Origin of the sequence: Youngimonas ophiurae (nom. illeg.), assembly GCF_049803795.1 — a bacterium.
Lineage (GTDB): Bacteria > Pseudomonadota > Alphaproteobacteria > Rhodobacterales > Rhodobacteraceae > Thalassobius.
The window spans coordinates 186031-203179 of sequence record NZ_JBNAGJ010000004.1; the positions used below are offsets into that span (position 1 = coordinate 186031).

The window sequence follows — 17149 nt, forward strand, 5'->3', positions numbered from 1 at the left end:
CAGAATCTGCGAATGTGAGCCCAAAAATTTGTCACTATAGCGCATAAATTCCTTTCAAAGACACCTATGCGGAACTATAGTGCATTCAACGAGAAGATTCAGGAGACGCGACGATGACCAAAGTGATCGACTTTCAGACGGACCCGTCACAGTACCGCCACTGGAAGGTGGAATATGACGGTGAAGTTGCCAACCTCTATATGGACGTTGACGAAAACGGGGGGCTGTTTGACGGCTATCAGCTGAAGCTGAACTCGTATGATCTGGGCGTCGATATTGAACTGGCCGACGTGGTGCAGCGCATGCGCTTTGAGCACCCCGAGGTCAAGGTTGTGGTGATGAAGTCGGCCAAGGACAAAGTGTTCTGCGCCGGGGCCAACATCCGCATGCTGGGCGGTGCCGAACACGCGCACAAGGTCAACTTCTGTAAGTTCACCAACGAGACCCGCAACACGTTTGAGGCCGCCGAGGCGGACTCGGGTCAGAAATACGTCGCGGCCGTCAAGGGTTCGTGCGCGGGGGGCGGATACGAACTGGCTCTGGCCTGCAACCACATCATTCTGACGGACGACAGCTCCAGCGCGGTGGCGCTGCCCGAGGTGCCTCTGCTGGCGGTTCTGCCCGGCACTGGCGGCCTGACCCGCGTGACGGACAAACGCAAGGTCCGCCGCGATCTGGCCGATGTGTTCTGCGCGATGGAGGAAGGCGTGCGCGGCAAGCGCGCTCAGGATTGGCGTCTGGTGGACGAAGTCGTTCCGAACTCGAAATTCGATGCGGTGGTTGACGAACGGGCCCGTGAATTCGCGGGGGCTGCGCCCACCAAGGCCACTCAGGGCATCGCGCTGAACCCGATTCAGCGCAGTATTTCCGAGGATGCGATCAGCTACTCTCTGGTCGAGGTCGAGCTGGACCGCGCGGGCCGTAAGGTGACCATCACGCTGAATGGTCCGGATGGTGGCGCGCCTGGCTCGATTGACGCGCTGGTCGCCCTGGGCGATCAGTCCTATCTGCTGCGCCTGGCGCGCGAGCTGGACGATGCGATCCTGCACCTGCGCAACAATGAAAAAGAGCTGGGCCTGTGGACCATCCGCACCCAGGGCGATGCTCAGGCCGTGCTGGCGAACGAAGCCCTGCTGCTGGACAATGCCGATCACTGGCTGGCCAATGAGATCATCCAATATTGGAAACGTGTCCTGAAACGGATTGATGTGACCTCGCGTTCGCTGGTGGCTCTGGTCGAGCATGGCTCGTGTTTCGTGGGGGTGCTGGCCGAGCTGCTGTTCGCCGTGGACCGGACCTATATGATGGAAGACGAGTTCGAAGGCGACAATCGCCCGATGGCCAAGATCGTACTGTCAAACAGCAACTTTGGCACCTATCCGATGGGCAATGACCTTAGCCGCCTGGACACGCGTTTCCTGGGCGCTCCTGAGGCCGTCGAGACGCTGAAAACCCGGATCGGCGCGGAAATCGAGGCCGAAGAGGCCGATGCTCTGGGTCTGGTCACCTATATTCTGGATGACATCGACTGGGATGATGAAATCCGCATTTTCATGGAGGAACGCGCCAGCTTCAGCCCCGATGCGATGACCGGAATGGAGGCAAACCTGCGCTTTGCCGGGCCGGAAACCATGGAAACCCGCATCTTCGGCCGGCTGACCGCCTGGCAGAACTGGATTTTCCAACGGCCGAATGCGGTGGGCGCGGATGGCGCATTGCAGCGCTACGGCACTGGCGTGCGCGGCGAATACAACATGCAACGAGTGTAAAAGGGCGACCTTGTCGTCCCCGAAAGGGAGAGAGAAATGCTTGATCTTATCAATGTCAGCTATGACACGCAGATCCCCAACAACGTGGGGCTTAGCTCGGATAAACGCGTTCTGAAGGCGCTGGAAAAATGGCACCCCGGCTATATCAACTGGTGGTCTGACCTGATCCCCGACAATTTTCAGCAGTCGCTGGTGTACCTGCGGACCGCCGTGTCGGTGGACCCCAAGGGCTGGGCTAAGTTCGACTATGTGAAAATGCCCGAATACCGCTGGGGTGTTCTGCTGGCTCCGCAGGTCGAAGACCGCCGCATCCCGTGCGGTGAACACGCAGGCGAGCCCGCGTGGCAAGAGGTTCCCGGCGAATATCGCAATATGCTGAAGCGCCTGATCGTCATTCAGGGCGATACCGAGCCGGCCTCGGTTGAACAGCAGCGGTTCCTGGGTCTGACCGCGCCGTCGCTGTATGACATGCGCAACCTGTTCCAGGTGAACGTCGAGGAAGGCCGCCACCTGTGGGCGATGGTCTATCTGTTGCAGAAATACTTCGGCAAGGATGGCCGGGAAGAGGCCGATGACCTGCTGCGCCGCTCGTCCGGATCCGAAGAGGCCCCCCGTATGCTGGGCGCCTTTAACGAGGAAACTCCGGACTGGCTGTCCTTCTTCATGTTCACCTATTTCACCGACCGTGACGGTAAAATGCAGCTGGAATCGCTGGCGCAGTCGGGCTTTGACCCGCTGTCGCGCACCTGCCGTTTCATGCTGACCGAGGAAGCCCACCACATGTTCGTGGGTGAAACCGGCGTGGGCCGCACCATTCAGCGCACCTGCGAAGTGATGAACGAAAACGGTATCACCGATCCCTATGACATCAACAAGATCCGCGATCTGGGGGTTATCGACCTGCCGACCATCCAGAAAAAGCTGAACCTGCATTACACGCTCAGCCTGGATCTGTTCGGCCAGGAAGTGTCTACCAACGCGGCGAATGCCTTCAATGCGGGGGTCAAGGGCCGCTACATGGAGAACCGCATCGACGACGATCACAAGCTGACCAACGACACCTACACCGTGTGGGATCTGGAGGATGGCAAAGTCGTTCAGAAAGAGGTGCCCGCCCTGACCGCAATCAACATGCGCCTGCGCGATGACTATAGCCGCGATGCCGCAGGTGGCGTGGGCCGCTGGAACAAGATCATCGAAAAGGCGGGGATCGAGTTCGAAATGAAGCTCCCGCATGAGAGCTTCCACCGGCAGATCGGCGTCTTCGCGGGCCACAACTTTGACCCCGAAGGGAACCTGCTGTCGGGTGCCGAATACGATGCCAAGGTCAACGACTGGCTGCCGACCCATGCGGATGGCGATTTCATCCAGTCGCTGATGACGCCGATCTACGAGCCCGGCAAATACGCCAGCTGGATCAGCCCGCCCAAGGTGGGGATCGACAACAAACCCGGTGATTTCGAATACGTCAAACTCCACATGGCGTAATCGAAAAAGCGGCCGGGGCGATGCACCCGCCCCGGCCTGTGACTTGTTGCAAAGGGAGGAGAAAATGGGAGTAGACCGTCAAATCGCCAAGGCCCCCAAGACCTCAGAGGTGGGGATCGCTGTGTCCGAACTGGGCGGAAATTGTGTGGGATGCACCAATTGCCAGGGGCTGTGCCAGGCCCTGATCGAAGTCATGACCTTTCCCGAAGTGGTCCTGAAACGCTCGTGATTCTGTCCCGGCAGCCCTGAAACTCCAACCGCGCGAACTTGGAAGCCAAGCCTATGAACAAGCCGATCAAACAACATCTGATCGACCCAGAGATTTGCATCCGCTGCTACACATGCGAGATGACCTGCCCGGTCGAAGCCATCGTTCATGATGACAACAACGTCGTCGTTGACGCGGATAAATGCGATTACTGCATGTCCTGTATTCCGGTCTGTCCGACGGGCTCGATTGACGAATGGCGCGTGGTGAACGCGCCCTATTCGGTGGACGAACAATTCGGCTGGATGGAGCTGCCCGCGCAGCAGGAAATCACTCAGAACGAAGCCGCTGGCGGCATCGAGGCGCTGGACGAAAGCATGGCCGCCCTGCTGGCCGAGGCTCATGCCGGAGCAGGCGGCAAAGCCACCGCACCCAAATCGGCGGCCAAGCCTACGGTGAATATGTACAATCTGGCCAATCCCATTGTGGCCACCGTGCAGGGCAATTACCGGCTGACCGAGCAGGGCTCGGACAGCGACATCCGCCATATCATTCTCAGCTTCGACGACACGTTCCCCGTGCTTGAAGGACAAAGCATCGGCATCCTGCCGCCGGGCCAGGACGCAGGCGGAAACCCGCATCTGCCGCGGCTGTATTCGGTGTCCAGCCCCCGCGACGGAGAGCGCCCGAATTTTGGCAACGTATCCCTGACCGTGAAGCGCGAGGATAAGGGGCTGTGTTCGAATTACGTCTGCGACCTGAAGTCGGGCGATAAGGTGAATGTGACCGGCCCGTTTGGCGCGACCTTCCTGATGCCCGACGATCCGCAGGCGCGTCTGTTGATGATCTGTACTGGCACGGGCTCGGCGCCGATGCGGGCGTTTACCATGCGCCGGCAGCGCACGGTAGGCAGCAAATCGGGCGGCATGACCATGTTCTTTGGTGCACGATCCCCGGATTCCCTGCCGTACTTTGGCCCATTAAAGAAAGTTTCTGACGCTTTGCTGAAAACTCATATGGTTTTCAGCCGGCTGCCGGACCAGCCCAAGGAATACGTTCAGGATCGCCTTGCCGCCGAAGAGGATGCCGTCGCCGAGATGCTGTCCGATCCAAATACGCATATCTACATCTGTGGATTGCGCGGGATGGAGGAAGGCGTGGAGAAGGCCTTTACCAATATTGCGGAAAGCATCGGGACACAGTGGGTTGCCCTGCGTGACACGATGCGCGAAGAAGGCAGATACCACGTTGAGACATACTGAACATGCCTGAGAAATCCCCTCATTTTGTCCATGAAATCCGCGTCACCTGGGGCGATTGCGATCCGGCCAGGATCGCTTATACCGCGCGGCTGCCGTGGTTCGCGCTGGATGCCATCAACGCCTGGTGGGAAACGCACCTGGGCGGAGATGGCTGGTTCCAGATGGAACTGGACCGCGATGTCGGCACGCCTTTCGTGCACATGAGTTTGGACTTCTCTGCGCCGGTCACGCCGCGCCATCGGCTGATGTGCCAGGTGGATCCGGTAAAGCTGGGCGAGACCTCGATCGCGTTTCGGGTGATTGCCCGCCAGGACGATGTGGTGTGCTTTACCGGCAAGTTCGTGTGCGTCTTTACCGTGGCCTCGGAATTTCGCAAACAGAAGCCCCCGGCCGAGATCGTTGACATTGTGACGCCGCTGCTGGTGGACGTGACAACGGTGTAACCCCTTGCGGCTTGTCGAAATAATTTGCACAAGGTCCGGAATACGCGCTATCGTGTGAACTATAGTGCATAGATTTTGGGCTTTTTGCGCTATTCCGCATAAGGCAAGGGCAATATGGGTGAAATTACGAACTTCCGGGGGGAATCTACCCCCAGTGAATCCCGCTCTTTGGGCGAGGACGAGGTTCGCACCCTGATCACCCGCGTAGGAGAGCGGGTTCGCAAAGCGCGGGAACGCAAGGGCATCCCGCGCCGGGTTCTGTCTGAAATCTCGGGGGTCTCTCCGCGTTATCTGGCGCAGCTTGAGGCCGGAGAGGGTAATATCTCGATCGGGCTGTTGCAGCGGGTGGCCATCGCATTGGATCACCGTATCGAATGGCTGATGACCGAGGACGACCCCTGGAATTCCGAGGCGCTGCATGTGTCGGATCTGTACCGCTCGGCCAACACGGAAACGCGCCAGCGGGTGATGCACCTGCTGCGCCCCGAAAGCGCGCAGGAAATGCGGGCGCAGCGGATTTGTCTGATCGGTCTGCGCGGCGCTGGGAAATCCACGCTGGGCCAGCGGGCCGGGCAGGCGCTGAATATCCCCTTTGTCGAGCTGAACCGCGAAATCGAAGAACAATCCGGAATGCCCGTGAATGAGGTCATGGCGCTTTATGGTCAGGAAGGATACCGTAAGCTAGAGGCGCAGGCCGTCACCCGCGTGGTGCAGACGCATGACACGATGATCCTGGCCGTTGCGGGCGGGATCGTGGCCGCGCCGGACACCTATACGACGCTGTTGAATCGCTTCCATACCATTTGGGTCAAGGCCTCGCCCCTGGAACATATGGAGCGCGTTCAGGCGCAGGGCGACACTCGCCCGATGGCCGACAATCCCGAAGCGATGAAAGAGCTGAAGGCGATCCTGACCAGCCGCGAGGCGCTGTATGAAAAGGCGCAGGTCAGTCTGGACACGTCGGGCAAGGCGCTGGATCAGTCCTTGGCCGAGCTGCTGGCGCTGATAAAGGACAACAAGTTCCTGGGATGACGGGCGGGACCGCGTGAAAATCCCTCTGATCTCTGATTTGGACGATGTGACGCGTGCGCGGAACCGGGCGCATGTGGCGGGGCTTGGGCGGCCTGCCGGGGCGCTGGAACTGTCCGGAAAAATCGGTGTGGTCGGCGGGGCTGCGGGCCTGGGGCTGGCCGTTCAGGTGGCGCAGAGCGGGCTGGACGCCGTTTTCCTGGAAGAGGACGCCGCCAGCCTGGAGCGCGCCACGTTCTTCCTGACCCGCAACATGCAAGGGCGCATCCCCAAGAATGTCCGCCTGACCGCCCGGCTGGACGATCTGACGGAATGCGCGGTCATCGTCGATTGTGGGGCCGGACCTTTGGATGAAAAGGCCGCGCTGTTGCAGAAGATCACCGCCAAGGCACCGCAGGCGGACTTGTTTATGGTTAATCTGGCGGGGGCGGATCTGTCTGCGCTGCGTGCGCAAACCACCCATCCTGCGCGCCTGCTGGGGGCCAATCACGGGGCGGGGATTTTGGAACTGGCGGGGGCGGACGAGGCCACGGAATACGCGGTTGCATCGGCCAATGCTCTGGCGGCGCGGCTGGGGCGTTGCGTGCTCAGGGCTCCGGCATTGGGGTTCGTGTCGCAGCGGCTGCAAATGCACATGCTGGATGTGGCCGACCTGTTGCTGCTGGAGGGCGCAACACCCTGGGACATCGACGAGGCGCTGGAGCTGTTCGGATTTGCCATGGGCCCCTATGAGGCGCAGGATCTGATCGGCACCGATGTGGCCTATGCGCTGCGACAGCGCCGCCAGCCCGATCCGGCGCGGCGCTACAGCCTGATCGCCGACCGCGCGGTGCAAGAGGGGCGTCTGGGCAAAAAGGCGGGCGTCGGCTGGTATCGCTATCCTGGGGGGGGCGGCAAAGTGATTGATCCGCTGGTCGAGGATCTGTGCCGTGAAGAGGCGTATTTTGCCGGCGTCGCTACCCGTGTATTTGACGCAGACACTCTGAGGCTGCGGATTCTGCTGGCGCTGATGAACGAGGCAGGCTGGATGGTCGAAAACGGTGTCGCCCCCGCAGATCTGGATCTGATCAGCGTGCGGGTTCTGGGGGTTCCGGCAGATTGCGGGGGCATCGCGACATTTGCCGATCAGTTGGGCGCACAGAACATTCTGCGGGCGCTGCGCGTTTTACAACAAGAAGACCCTGCAATGTGGCGCCCGGCCCCCTGTTTCGCGGCAGAGGGCTAGGCTGGCCGGTCTCTCCATGCGGCTGCGGCCTGTGCCTCCAGCGTTAGGGCGTCCTGTAGCGGCATTTCATGGCCCTGACGGGCCAGCCGCTTCAGCTCGGCGATGATTGCCGGATCGTGCTGGGCCATCTCTTGGGCCAGAGAGGTCGCGGCAGGCAGCAGATCGGGCAGAGGAGTCACTTGCTGGGCCAGGCCCCAGTTCAGAGCTGTCTGTGCGTCAATACGTGCGGCGGTCAGGTGCATCTGCTGGGCGCGGGGCAGCCCGATCCGGCGCGACAGCCGTTGCGACAGCCCCCAGCCGGGCAGAGCGCCGATCCGTGCGTGGGTGTCGGTAAAGCTGGCGGTGTCCGCAGCCAGAATCAGATCGCACCCCAGTGCCAGCTCCAGCCCGCCGGTGATGGCAAAACCGTTGATCGCCGCGATGACAGGGCAGTCACAGGCCGCCAGCGCCTGCATGGGGCAATCGGGCGCGGGGGTGCCTGCGGGGGCGGGGGGCGCTTTCATGTCCATACCAACGCAAAAAGCGCGCTGGCCTGCGCCCGTAAGCACGATGGCGCGGCAGTCCGGATCCGCGTGCCCCTGCCGTATGGCCGCCGCCAGTTCGCTGCGCATCCGGCGCGACAAGGCATTCAAAACCTCGGGTCGGTTCAGCGTAATAACGGCGACCCGATCCTTCAGATCGTAGCGTATCGTTTCAAAGCGTTGCATGGGCGATCTCCGGCTTTTGACGCAGGAAATCGTTTTGGGCAGCGTCTGTCAAACGCGCTGTCGATGCGTGGGATTTCCCGGCTCAGAGACCTGTTGCACGGGGCGCGGGTCTTCTGCCCTAGGGCAGGTTAAACGACAATTTTATAGAGGATTTGGTGGAGCCTAGCGGGATCGAACCGCTGACCTCCTGCATGCCATGCAGGCGCTCTCCCAGCTGAGCTAAGGCCCCAAACCTGTGGGCCATCTTGGCCCGTGCGCCGCTATCTATGGGAAGCCGGGGGCGGGATCAAGCGGAAAATTCCGCCCCTGGAAACTTTTTATGATGGCGCGATTACGAGTCGTCGTTGTCGTCGGATGCAACGTCTGCCAGCTCGTCCAGCGAGACGTTATCATCGTCTTCATCATCCAGCAGATCGTCGTCCAGCTCGACATCGACGTCGTCGTCCAGAACATCGGCTTCGCTGTCGGATTCGGCTTCGCGCATTTTCTTGGTGGCCGCATCTTCGGCATCTGCGGCGATCATGCGGCTCTTGGTCGAGTCGGTTTCAACGATCTCGCCGGTATAGGGGCTGACGATCGGGTTTTTGTTCAGGTCATAAAACCGCTTGCCGGTGGTTGGGCAGACGCGTTTGGTGCCCCATTCTTCCTTAGGCATGGGTAATCCCCTCTTGATCCATGTGGTCTTGTCGACGATCCGCGCCAACTGCCATAACAGGCCCTGTGTGTCAAAGGCTTTCGCGGCTTACAACAGGATTCGCAGACAGGAGGCGATATGGGACATCATGTCCTGCCCGGCAACCCCCCGATTTCGGTGCATTTGCGCAGATCCGCGCGGGCGCGGCGGATATCTTTGCGCGTGTCGGGGCTGGACGGGCGTGTGGTGATGACGCTGCCCCATGGTGTGCAGGAGGCCGAGGCGCTGGAATTCGCGCATGAAAAGGCTGACTGGATTCGCGGCCACCTGGGCCGGCAGCCCGATCTGATCCCGGTTGCCCCCGGCGTGGAAATCCCGGTCGAGGGGCAAATGCGGCGGCTGGAAATGGTGCCGGGGCGGCGGGTCGTGCTGCAAGAGGACCGCCTGGGCCTGCCGGGTCAGGCCGAGCGCGCCGCCCCGCGTGTGCAGGGCTGGCTGCGCGAGCTGGCGCGTGATCGGCTGGCGGCGGCCTCGGATCATTTTGCGGCGCGTTTGGGGCGCGATTACACAGGTCTGACGATTCGCGATACGCGGTCGCGCTGGGGATCGTGTTCGTCGCAGGGGCGGCTGATGTATTCGTGGCGGTTGATCATGGCTCCGCCCGAAATCCTGTCTTATGTCGCCGCGCATGAGGTGGCCCATCTGGCGGAGATGAACCACTCGCAGGCCTTCTGGGACACGGTGGCGCGCATTCATGGCCCGCATGAGACCGCGCGAAAATGGCTGCGCGATCAGGGCAGTTATTTGCATCGCTATCGGTTCTAGATTGACGGCACCCCGATTTGTGATCACAAGTGGCTATGCTCGTTTCGACCCGCCCAGATCCGAATACATCGGCGCATGAACGCGTGTATCGCGGTTTGCGCGGCCGGATTCTGCATGGAGAGATCGCTCCGGGGGAGGCGCTGACCCTGCGCGGGGTGGGCCGCGAATTCGACGTGTCGATGACTCCTGCGCGCGAGGCGGTGAACCGGCTGGTGGCCGAGGGGGCGTTGCAGATGTCCAGCTCGGGGCGGGTGTCCACCCCAGAGCTAAGCAATGAACGGATCGAGGAACTGGCGGTTCTGCGCGCCTTGCTAGAGGTCGAACTGGCCAGCCGCGCCCTGCCGCGGGCGCATATGGCGCTGATCGACCGGCTACAAAGCATCAACAACACCGTGTCCGAGATGGTCACCAATCAGGATGCTGTCGGCTATATCCGCACGAATCTGGAATTTCACCGGACACTTTATCTGCGGGCGCAGGCCCCTGCGATGCTGGCCATGGCGGAAACGGTGTGGCTGCAACTGGGGCCGACGATGCGCGCGTTGTACGGCCGTCTGCGCCGCAAAGAGCCGCCGCAATACCACCGGCTGATCATCGCCGCATTGAAGGCCGGGGACGAACCGGGGCTGCGCCTGGCGGTGCGCTCGGATGTCACGCAGGGTTTGAAGATGCTGGCCAGCTAGGCCCCTTGCGTCCCGGCAAAAACGGCGCAAGATCAGCGACATGACCGACTCGCATCCCAAGACCCAAGTCATTTTGAAATTCGCCGCGCTCTGCGCTTTGCTGGTGGGGTATTTCCTGTATCTGGGGCTGAAATACGATTTCGCAACCGGGGGCATCGCGGCTGGCCTGACCTGGAGCTTTTTCGTCCTGTGCACGCCCGTTGCCGATGCCGGGTTCCTGCTGGATTTCCCGCTTCGCCTGCTGTTTGGCATTCGCATGGTCCTGTCCGAGCTGGCCGTCTGGGCCATCGCCATCGGGCTGAACGCCGCAGTGCTGTTCTGGGCGCCGCAGTATTATGAGACGACGCTGCTGACGCGGCTGCTGCACCAGATTGTCCTGACGCCCTGGCCCTATTGGGGGATCGTTGTGCTGTCTGTGGCCGGGACTTTCCTGTCCATCCGTTTCGGAGACGAGCTGATGGATGTGCTGCACCACCGCGACCGCGCGTTTTTCCACGCGCATCACTTCAAACACGAACTGATCCTGATCGTGTTCTTTGTCGCGGTGCTGTTTGGCTACTACCGTCTGATCGCCTCGTTGGGGATCGAGGCGATCATCCACAGTTAGGCCGCCAGGCCCTTCTTGCCCAGTTCCAGGAATTTGGTGCGGCGATCCGCAATCAGTTTCTTGCCGGATTTTCCGTTCAGCTCGGCCAGCATCTGCGCGATCTGCTTGCCCACATCGGCAATGATCCGGGGGCGATCGCGATGCGCGCCACCCATGGGTTCGGGGATGATGCGATCGCAGACGCCCAGGTTTTTCAGATCCTGCGCAGTCAGGCGCAGGGCCTCGGCGGCTTCGCGCATTTTGTCGGCGTCTTTCCACAGGATCGAGGCGCAGCCTTCGGGCGAGATCACGGAATAAACCGAATGTTCCAGCATCGCCACGCGGTTCGCCGTGGCAAAGGCCACAGCCCCACCCGAGCCGCCCTCGCCAATGATCACGCTGACCAGAGGCACGCCGATTTGCAGGCATTTTTCGGTGCTGCGGGCGATGGCCTCGGATTGGCCGCGCTCTTCTGCGCCCTTGCCCGGATAGGCCCCGGCAGTGTCCACCAGGGTGATCACCGGCAGGCCGAATTTATCGGCCATCTCCATCAGGCGGACGGCCTTGCGATAGCCCTCGGGGCGGGCCATGCCGAAATTCCGTTCGATCCGGGATTTGGTGTCATTGCCCTTTTCATGGCCGATCACCATGACGGGGGTGTCCTCGAACCGGGCCAGCCCGCCCATGACGGCGTGATCGTCGGCAAAGTTCCGGTCCCCGGCCAGGGGAGTGTATTCGGTGAACAGCGCGTCGATATAGTCCTTGCAATGCGGACGTTCGGGGTGACGGGCCACCTGACATTTGCGCCAGGGGGTCAGGTTCTTGTACAGATCCCGCAGCAGCTCGTCGGCTTTTTTGTCCAGCGCGGCGGCCTGGTCCTCGATGTCCATTTCCTCGTTCTGGCGGGCCATGGCCCGCAGCTCTTCGGCCTTGCCTTCGATTTCTGCCAGCGGGCGTTCAAAGTCGAGGTAGTTGGTCATGCATCGTTCTCCACCGTGGTTGGGGTGATATATGGCTTCCCCAGCGTCCGGATGCAACACAGCATGATTTCAGGGCTGCAATTCGGGCCAGAGGCGTGCGGCCTATAGCTGCGACAGCCCAGCCTTGAGCGCCAGTACCGGCGAGGCCAGCACCGGCACGTTCAGATCCGACAGCAACATCGCCGCCCCCGCCATCGAGGCCTGGGCCAGCACAACCGCGCGTATCCCACTGCGCTGCGTCAGGGCGGCACGAATATCCATCGCGATCCCGCGGGCAAAAGCATGAGGCCGCCCGGATTCGAACAAAGGCCAGTGCCGGTCCAGCAACAGGGGCGCGATCTGATAGGGGCTGCGCGCCTTCTCCATTTCCTCGCGCAGCAGATCGTTGCTGGGGGTCTCGGTAGATTTGAGCGCATAGGCCAGCAGCACATCTCCGGCGGTTTCGGCCGCCCGCTGCATCATCGGCCGGTCGATGCGGATGGCCCCTGCTTCTTCGGCCACTTTGCCAAGGGTGGTACAGGTGCAAATCACCGGGGTTTCGATGGCCTCAATCTCGGCGGTGATTTCTGCTTCCAGGTCAGAATCAATGCCGGATTGCGCCCGTTCCAGCCAATCCTTGCGAACGATGTGCTCAATCTCGGTGCCCGGAGTGATCCGGTCCCTCAGGCCGTCAAACGTGGCGCAATGGACATGAGCCGTATGCAAACAAGTCAGGTGCATTCCCCCACGTTACATGACCGGAACCAGAGTCGCCACAAGAAGTAGCGCCATCGTCCAATTGAATGCGATCAGCCGACGGTGGCTGGACAGGATGCGCCGCATCTGCTGCCCCAGAACAGTCCAGGTGCTGACGCTGGGCAGGTTGATCATGCCAAAAACCCCGCCCACCAGCAGGATCGACACAAACGTCCGCTCGGGCGCATAAAGCGTGATCGCGGTCAGCGCCATCTGCCAGGCCTTGGGGTTGACCCACTGAAACAATGCAGCCTCAATGAATCTCATCGGGCGTCCCTGAGCGGCACGTGTGTCGGGCATCTCTGACGTGGCGATCTTCCAGGCCAGCCACAACAGATAGGCCATGCCCGCGTATTTCAGAATCACATAGCTCAGCGGCAGAGCATCGAAAACCTGCATCAGCCCCAGGCCCACGACGATCACCATCACCGTAAACCCGATCCCGATCCCCAGCATATGCGGAATGGAGCGGCGAAATCCGTAATTCGCCCCCGACGCCATCAGCATCAGGTTGTTCGGTCCGGGCGTGATCGAAGTCACAAAGGCAAATCCCGCAAGCGCGGTCAGTATGTCATAACTCATTGCACTTGAATATTGCGGAACTGACGCATTGAAATTGAAAACTTGACGATCATCAGGCAAAATTCACAACAAATGACGAAGATAGACCATAAAAATCAGGAAATATTGCGCCACCTGTCTCGGGATGGGCGGATCAGTAACCTTGAACTGGCCGAGCGCGTCGGCCTGTCGCCATCGGCCTGCCTGCGCCGGGTACAAGAGCTCGAGCGCGCCGGGGTGATTTCGGGCTACCGTGCCGTGCTGAACCCGCAGGCCATGGGGGTGGGGTTCGTGGCCTATGTCACGGTGGGGCTCAGCAGGCACACCAAAGACGCACAGGAAAGCTTCGAACGCTCCATCGCACTGGCCCCCGAGGTCCGTGAATGTCACAACATCACCGGCGAGCGCGAATACCTTCTGCGCATCGAGGCCGCCGATCTGGTGGCCTACAAACGGTTCCACACTGACGTTCTGGGCACTTTGCCTCAGGTGGCGGCGATCACCTCTTTTGTCGTGATGGGCTCCCCCAAGGACGACCGCGCCTGACCCGCTTCTTTGCTCTTCAAATACTCAAATGGGCGCTACGGCGGCGGCAAGAAAAAAAAGGGGGCCGCTCAGGCCCCCTTTCCCAATTCTTATGGCGCTCGGTCTTAGCTGTTTGCGATCAGCTCGGCCTGGGCGACGATCACCTCAGCCTGTTTGATCGAGGCGATGTCCACCAAACGCCCCTTGTAAACCGTCGCGCCTTCGCCATTGGCCTTGGCTTGCTCCATCGCGGCCAGAATCTCGCGCGCTTCGGTGACGTCTTCCTCCGACGGGGTGAACACCTGGTTGGCCAGCGCGATCTGCTTGGGGTGGATCGCCCATTTGCCCACCATGCCCAGCGTGGCCGAGCGTTTCGCCTGCGCGATATAGCCCTCATCATCCGAGAAATCGCCAAAGGGCCCGTCCACCGGCAGAACGCCATGGGTGCGGCAGGCGGCAACGATGGCGGCCTGCGCCCAGTGCCACGGATCGGACCAGTGCTTCACGCCGTCGCGCAGCATGTAGTAGTTTTCCTGCGTGCCGCCGATGCCGGTGGTCTGCATCCCCATCGAGGCCGCGAAATCCGCAGCGCCCAGCGACATGGCCACCAGACGCGGCGAGGCGGCGGCGATTTCCTCGACATGAGCGATGCCGGCAGCCGATTCGATGATCACCTCGAAGTTGATCTTCTTGGTGCGGCCCTTTGCGGCCTCGATCGCGGTGACCAGCGCGTCCACGGCATAGATGTCCTCGGCGCAGCCGACCTTGGGGATCATGATCTGATCCAGGCGTTCACCTGCCTGTTCCAGCAGATCCACGACGTCCTTGTACCAATAGGGTGTGTCCAAAGAGTTAATGCGCACCGACAGGGTTTTGTTGCCCCAGTCATATTCGCTGATCGCCTGAATGATATTGGCGCGGGCGGCGTCTTTGTCAGAGGGCGCAACCGAATCTTCGAGATCCAGGTTGATCACGTCCGCCGCCGAGGCGGCCATCTTTGCAAACAATTTGGTGTTCGAGCCCGGTCCAAACAGCTGGCAGCGGTTCGGGCGGGCAATCGGCGTGGGCTGAAGGCGGAAGCTCATGTGCAGACCTTTCGGGTAAGGAAATTACGTAATTCTGGTGGTGAGGGTTATTAAATTGCGCGAATATTCGCAAGCTTATTTTGCGACTGCGGCACATCATGCCGCGCTGCGGCGTGTGCGGGGTATGGTGCCCATGGGGCAGAGGGGATTTCTTCGAAATTTCGGGGGCAAATTCGAAGAATCTTGCGCTTGTGGCGAATCCGCTTCTGCATTTGCAAACACTTGCCCGTCTGAAACCGGAACACTTGGCGGTGACAAATATCCGCAAAGGGCCGTGACATGATTGAGACTCCGTATCTTCTGTTCCTGGGCGACGCGCCCGATCAGCTGGCCGCCAAAGTGGCGCAGGGCATCAAGGACTGGCGCCCGGAATTCGCTGTCGGCCAGTTCCGGATGGAGGGCTGCAAGGCGGACATGGGCCTGACCGACATGTCCCTGCAACAGGCCAGGGCCGCCGGGGCGAAAACGCTGGTGATCGGCGTGGCCAACCGGGGTGGGGTGATCAGCCCCGCGTGGAAAAAGGTGCTGGTGACCGCGCTGGAAGAGGGCTTCGATCTGGCCAGCGGCCTGCATAATCTGCTGAAGGACGAGCCCGATCTGGTCGCCGTGGCCGAGGCCTGCGGCCGCGCGCTGCATGATGTGCGGGTGCCCGAGGTGGACTATCCGATCGCCAATGGCGTCAAGCGGACGGGCAAACGCGTACTGGCCGTGGGGACGGATTGCTCGGTCGGGAAGATGTACACCGCGCTGTGTCTGGAAAAGGAAATGCGCGCGCGCGGGATGAAGGCCGATTTTCGCGCCACAGGGCAGACGGGGATTCTGATTACAGGTGACGGGGTGCCTCTGGATGCGGTGATTGCCGATTTCATGGCCGGATCCATCGAGTATATCACGCCGGATAATGACCCGGATCACTGGGACATCATCGAGGGCCAGGGCAGCCTGTTCCATGTGTCCTATTCAGGTGTGACCATGGCGCTGATTCATGGCGGACAGCCGGACGCGCTGGTGGTCTGTCACGAGCCGACCCGCGCGCATATGCGCGGTTTGCCCGGATACAGCCTGCCCAGTCTTGAGGCGGTGCGGGATATGGCTTTGTCTCTGGCGCGGGTGGCGAATCCGGATGCGCAGGTTGTGGGCTATGCGATCAACACGCAGCATATGAGCGAAGCGGAGGCGCTGGACTATCTCGCCGGGGTGGAGGCCGATCTGGGCCTGCCGGCGACCGATCCGTTCCGTTTCGGCGCGGGTAAGCTGGTGGACGCTTTGGCGGCGATCTGATGAAATGACGGACGGCCCGCGGTTTGGGTGGGCCGGTGCAGTGAGTATTTGAGATCAGAAAGAAGCGGGGCGGGGCGGATGACGATTACCGTGGAGCGGGATGTGTTTCCTCTGGCGCAGGTGTTTACCATTTCGCGCGGCAGCCGGACCGAGGCGCAGGTGTTGACCGTGCGGGTGGAGCGTGACGGGGTGAGCGGCTGGGGGGAATGTGTGCCCTATGCGCGTTATGGCGAGACTTTGGAAACGGTGACGCAAGAGATTCTGGGGTTGCCGAGTGAGGTGTCCCGGACGGGCTTGCAGGATTTGTTGCCTGCTGGCGCGGCGCGGAATGCGGTGGACTGTGCGCTGTGGGACTGGGAGGCGAAGGCGGCGGGCAAGCGGGTGTGGAGCCTGGCGGGGTTGCCGGCTCCGGGGGCTGAGGTGACGGCTTATACTCTGTCGCTGGCTGCGCCCGATGAAATGCGCGCGCAGGCGCAGAAGAACGCGTTTCGCCCGTTGTTGAAGATCAAGCTGGGAACGCCGGATGACATGCCCCGGCTGGAGGCGGTTCGGGCGGGAGCGCCGGATGCGCGGATCATCGTGGATGCAAACGAGGGCTGGAGTGCGGAGGTTTATGCCGATCTGGCGCCGCATCTGGTGCGTTTGGGGGTGGCTTTGGTGGAGCAGCCCTTGCCTGCCGGTCAGGACGATGCGCTGATCGGGATGGCACGGCCGGTGCCGGTCTGTGCCGATGAAAGCTGTCATGATCGCGCCAGCCTGCCCGCGCTGAAGGGGAAGTACGATGTGGTGAACATCAAGCTGGATAAGGCCGGCGGTCTGACTGAGGCTCTGGCGCTGCGCGATCAGGCGCTGCGCGAGGGGTATCAGGTGATGGTTGGCTGTATGGTGGGCTCGTCCTTGGCGATGGCTCCGGCGACGTTGGTGGCGCAGGGGGCGATGATCACAGATCTGGACGGGCCTTTGCTGTTGGCCGAAGACCGGGACAATGCGTTGCGCTTTGATGCGGCGGGGGTGCATCCTCCGAGTGCCGCGCTATGGGGGTGATGCTTTGTGGTCCGCACAGCCCATTGGCACGCATTCATGGCTGATTTTACGCGTTGCCTGTGCCCAATCGCTTGCATCC

Annotated in this window: 19 protein-coding genes and 1 tRNA gene; 13 read left to right on the forward strand and 7 right to left on the reverse strand. The window is 61.3% G+C overall.

Annotated elements, in window-relative coordinates; genetic code table 11:
- The first annotated feature begins 113 nt into the window (after positions 1-113).
- From boxC to ACP15O_RS10835, 7 genes are all read left to right on the forward strand, one after another.
- Complete coding sequence (boxC, locus tag ACP15O_RS10805) at positions 114-1769, forward strand: 2,3-epoxybenzoyl-CoA dihydrolase (RefSeq protein WP_425096109.1); 1656 nt, start codon at positions 114-116, stop codon at positions 1767-1769.
- Positions 1770-1805: 36 nt separating this feature from the next.
- Positions 1806-3257, forward strand: coding sequence for a benzoyl-CoA 2,3-epoxidase subunit BoxB (boxB, locus tag ACP15O_RS10810; RefSeq protein ID WP_425096110.1), 1452 nt, complete (start codon positions 1806-1808; stop codon positions 3255-3257).
- A 64-nt stretch (positions 3258-3321) separates the two neighbouring features.
- Positions 3322-3486, forward strand: a complete 165-nt coding sequence (locus tag ACP15O_RS10815) for a hypothetical protein (RefSeq protein WP_425096111.1) — start codon at positions 3322-3324, stop codon at positions 3484-3486.
- A 53-nt stretch (positions 3487-3539) separates the two neighbouring features.
- Positions 3540-4727 (forward strand): benzoyl-CoA 2,3-epoxidase subunit BoxA, encoded by a 1188-nt coding sequence (gene boxA, locus ACP15O_RS10820; protein ID WP_425096112.1) that lies wholly within the window; start codon positions 3540-3542, stop codon positions 4725-4727.
- A 2-nt stretch (positions 4728-4729) separates the two neighbouring features.
- On the forward strand, positions 4730-5170 hold the full coding sequence (locus tag ACP15O_RS10825) for an acyl-CoA thioesterase (protein ID WP_425096114.1): 441 nt from the start codon (positions 4730-4732) through the stop codon (positions 5168-5170).
- Between the two features lie 114 nt (positions 5171-5284).
- Positions 5285-6202 carry a helix-turn-helix transcriptional regulator gene (locus ACP15O_RS10830; protein ID WP_425096115.1) on the forward strand — a complete coding sequence of 306 codons (918 nt, stop codon included), beginning with the start codon at positions 5285-5287 and terminating at the stop codon, positions 6200-6202.
- 13 nt (positions 6203-6215) lie between these two features.
- Positions 6216-7424 carry a 3-hydroxyacyl-CoA dehydrogenase family protein gene (locus ACP15O_RS10835; protein WP_425096116.1) on the forward strand — a complete coding sequence of 403 codons (1209 nt, stop codon included), beginning with the start codon at positions 6216-6218 and terminating at the stop codon, positions 7422-7424.
- Here the strand turns inward: ACP15O_RS10835 and ACP15O_RS10840 are convergent.
- The 3 genes from ACP15O_RS10840 to ACP15O_RS10850 all read right to left on the reverse strand — a co-directional run bounded on the left by ACP15O_RS10840 (position 7421) and on the right by ACP15O_RS10850 (position 8786).
- Complete coding sequence (locus ACP15O_RS10840) at positions 7421-8131, reverse strand: enoyl-CoA hydratase-related protein (RefSeq protein WP_425096117.1); 711 nt, start codon at positions 8129-8131, stop codon at positions 7421-7423. The genes ACP15O_RS10835 and ACP15O_RS10840 overlap by 4 nt on opposite strands.
- A 153-nt stretch (positions 8132-8284) precedes the next feature.
- Positions 8285-8360 (reverse strand) — tRNA-Ala (locus ACP15O_RS10845).
- A 102-nt stretch (positions 8361-8462) separates the two neighbouring features.
- Complete coding sequence (locus ACP15O_RS10850; RefSeq protein WP_425096118.1) at positions 8463-8786, reverse strand: TIGR02300 family protein; 324 nt, start codon at positions 8784-8786, stop codon at positions 8463-8465.
- A 117-nt stretch (positions 8787-8903) separates the two neighbouring features.
- Here ACP15O_RS10850 and ACP15O_RS10855 point away from each other — a divergent pair, with 117 nt between their 5' ends.
- Genes ACP15O_RS10855 through ACP15O_RS10865 form a run of 3 tightly spaced genes read left to right on the forward strand, consistent with a single transcriptional unit; the run spans position 8904 to position 10880 of the window.
- A complete protein-coding gene (locus tag ACP15O_RS10855; protein ID WP_425096119.1) occupies positions 8904-9590 on the forward strand; it encodes a M48 family metallopeptidase in 687 nt (228 codons plus the stop codon).
- 35 nt (positions 9591-9625) lie between these two features.
- The gene (locus ACP15O_RS10860; RefSeq protein ID WP_425096288.1) at positions 9626-10273 is read left to right on the forward strand and encodes a GntR family transcriptional regulator; all 648 of its coding nucleotides are present in this window, start codon (positions 9626-9628) and stop codon (positions 10271-10273) included.
- A gap of 40 nt (positions 10274-10313) precedes the next feature.
- Entirely contained in the window at positions 10314-10880 is a 567-nt protein-coding gene (locus ACP15O_RS10865) for a hypothetical protein (RefSeq protein WP_425096120.1), read from the forward strand.
- On the opposite strand, the gene ACP15O_RS10870 is transcribed toward ACP15O_RS10865, so the two are convergent.
- From ACP15O_RS10870 to ACP15O_RS10880, 3 genes are all read right to left on the reverse strand, one after another.
- The gene (locus ACP15O_RS10870; protein ID WP_425096121.1) at positions 10877-11839 is read right to left on the reverse strand and encodes an acetyl-CoA carboxylase carboxyltransferase subunit alpha; all 963 of its coding nucleotides are present in this window, start codon (positions 11837-11839) and stop codon (positions 10877-10879) included. The genes ACP15O_RS10865 and ACP15O_RS10870 overlap by 4 nt on opposite strands.
- Positions 11840-11941: 102 nt before the next feature.
- The gene (locus ACP15O_RS10875) at positions 11942-12559 is read right to left on the reverse strand and encodes a hypothetical protein (protein WP_425096122.1); all 618 of its coding nucleotides are present in this window, start codon (positions 12557-12559) and stop codon (positions 11942-11944) included.
- Positions 12560-12568: 9 nt separating this feature from the next.
- On the reverse strand, positions 12569-13156 hold the full coding sequence (locus ACP15O_RS10880) for a LysE family translocator (protein WP_425096123.1): 588 nt from the start codon (positions 13154-13156) through the stop codon (positions 12569-12571).
- A gap of 72 nt (positions 13157-13228) precedes the next feature.
- On the opposite strand from ACP15O_RS10880, the gene ACP15O_RS10885 reads away from it, so the two are divergent.
- Complete coding sequence (locus tag ACP15O_RS10885) at positions 13229-13681, forward strand: Lrp/AsnC family transcriptional regulator (RefSeq protein WP_425096124.1); 453 nt, start codon at positions 13229-13231, stop codon at positions 13679-13681.
- A 104-nt stretch (positions 13682-13785) separates the two neighbouring features.
- On the opposite strand, the gene ACP15O_RS10890 is transcribed toward ACP15O_RS10885, so the two are convergent.
- Complete coding sequence (locus ACP15O_RS10890) at positions 13786-14745, reverse strand: L-malyl-CoA/beta-methylmalyl-CoA lyase (protein ID WP_425096126.1); 960 nt, start codon at positions 14743-14745, stop codon at positions 13786-13788.
- A 279-nt stretch (positions 14746-15024) separates the two neighbouring features.
- Between ACP15O_RS10890 and dgcN the strand changes: the two genes are divergently transcribed.
- Positions 15025-16026 (forward strand): N-acetyltransferase DgcN, encoded by a 1002-nt coding sequence (gene dgcN / locus ACP15O_RS10895; RefSeq protein ID WP_425096127.1) that lies wholly within the window; start codon positions 15025-15027, stop codon positions 16024-16026.
- A gap of 78 nt (positions 16027-16104) precedes the next feature.
- A complete protein-coding gene (gene dgcA / locus ACP15O_RS10900; protein ID WP_425096128.1) occupies positions 16105-17070 on the forward strand; it encodes an N-acetyl-D-Glu racemase DgcA in 966 nt (321 codons plus the stop codon).
- Positions 17071-17149 lie beyond the last annotated feature (79 nt).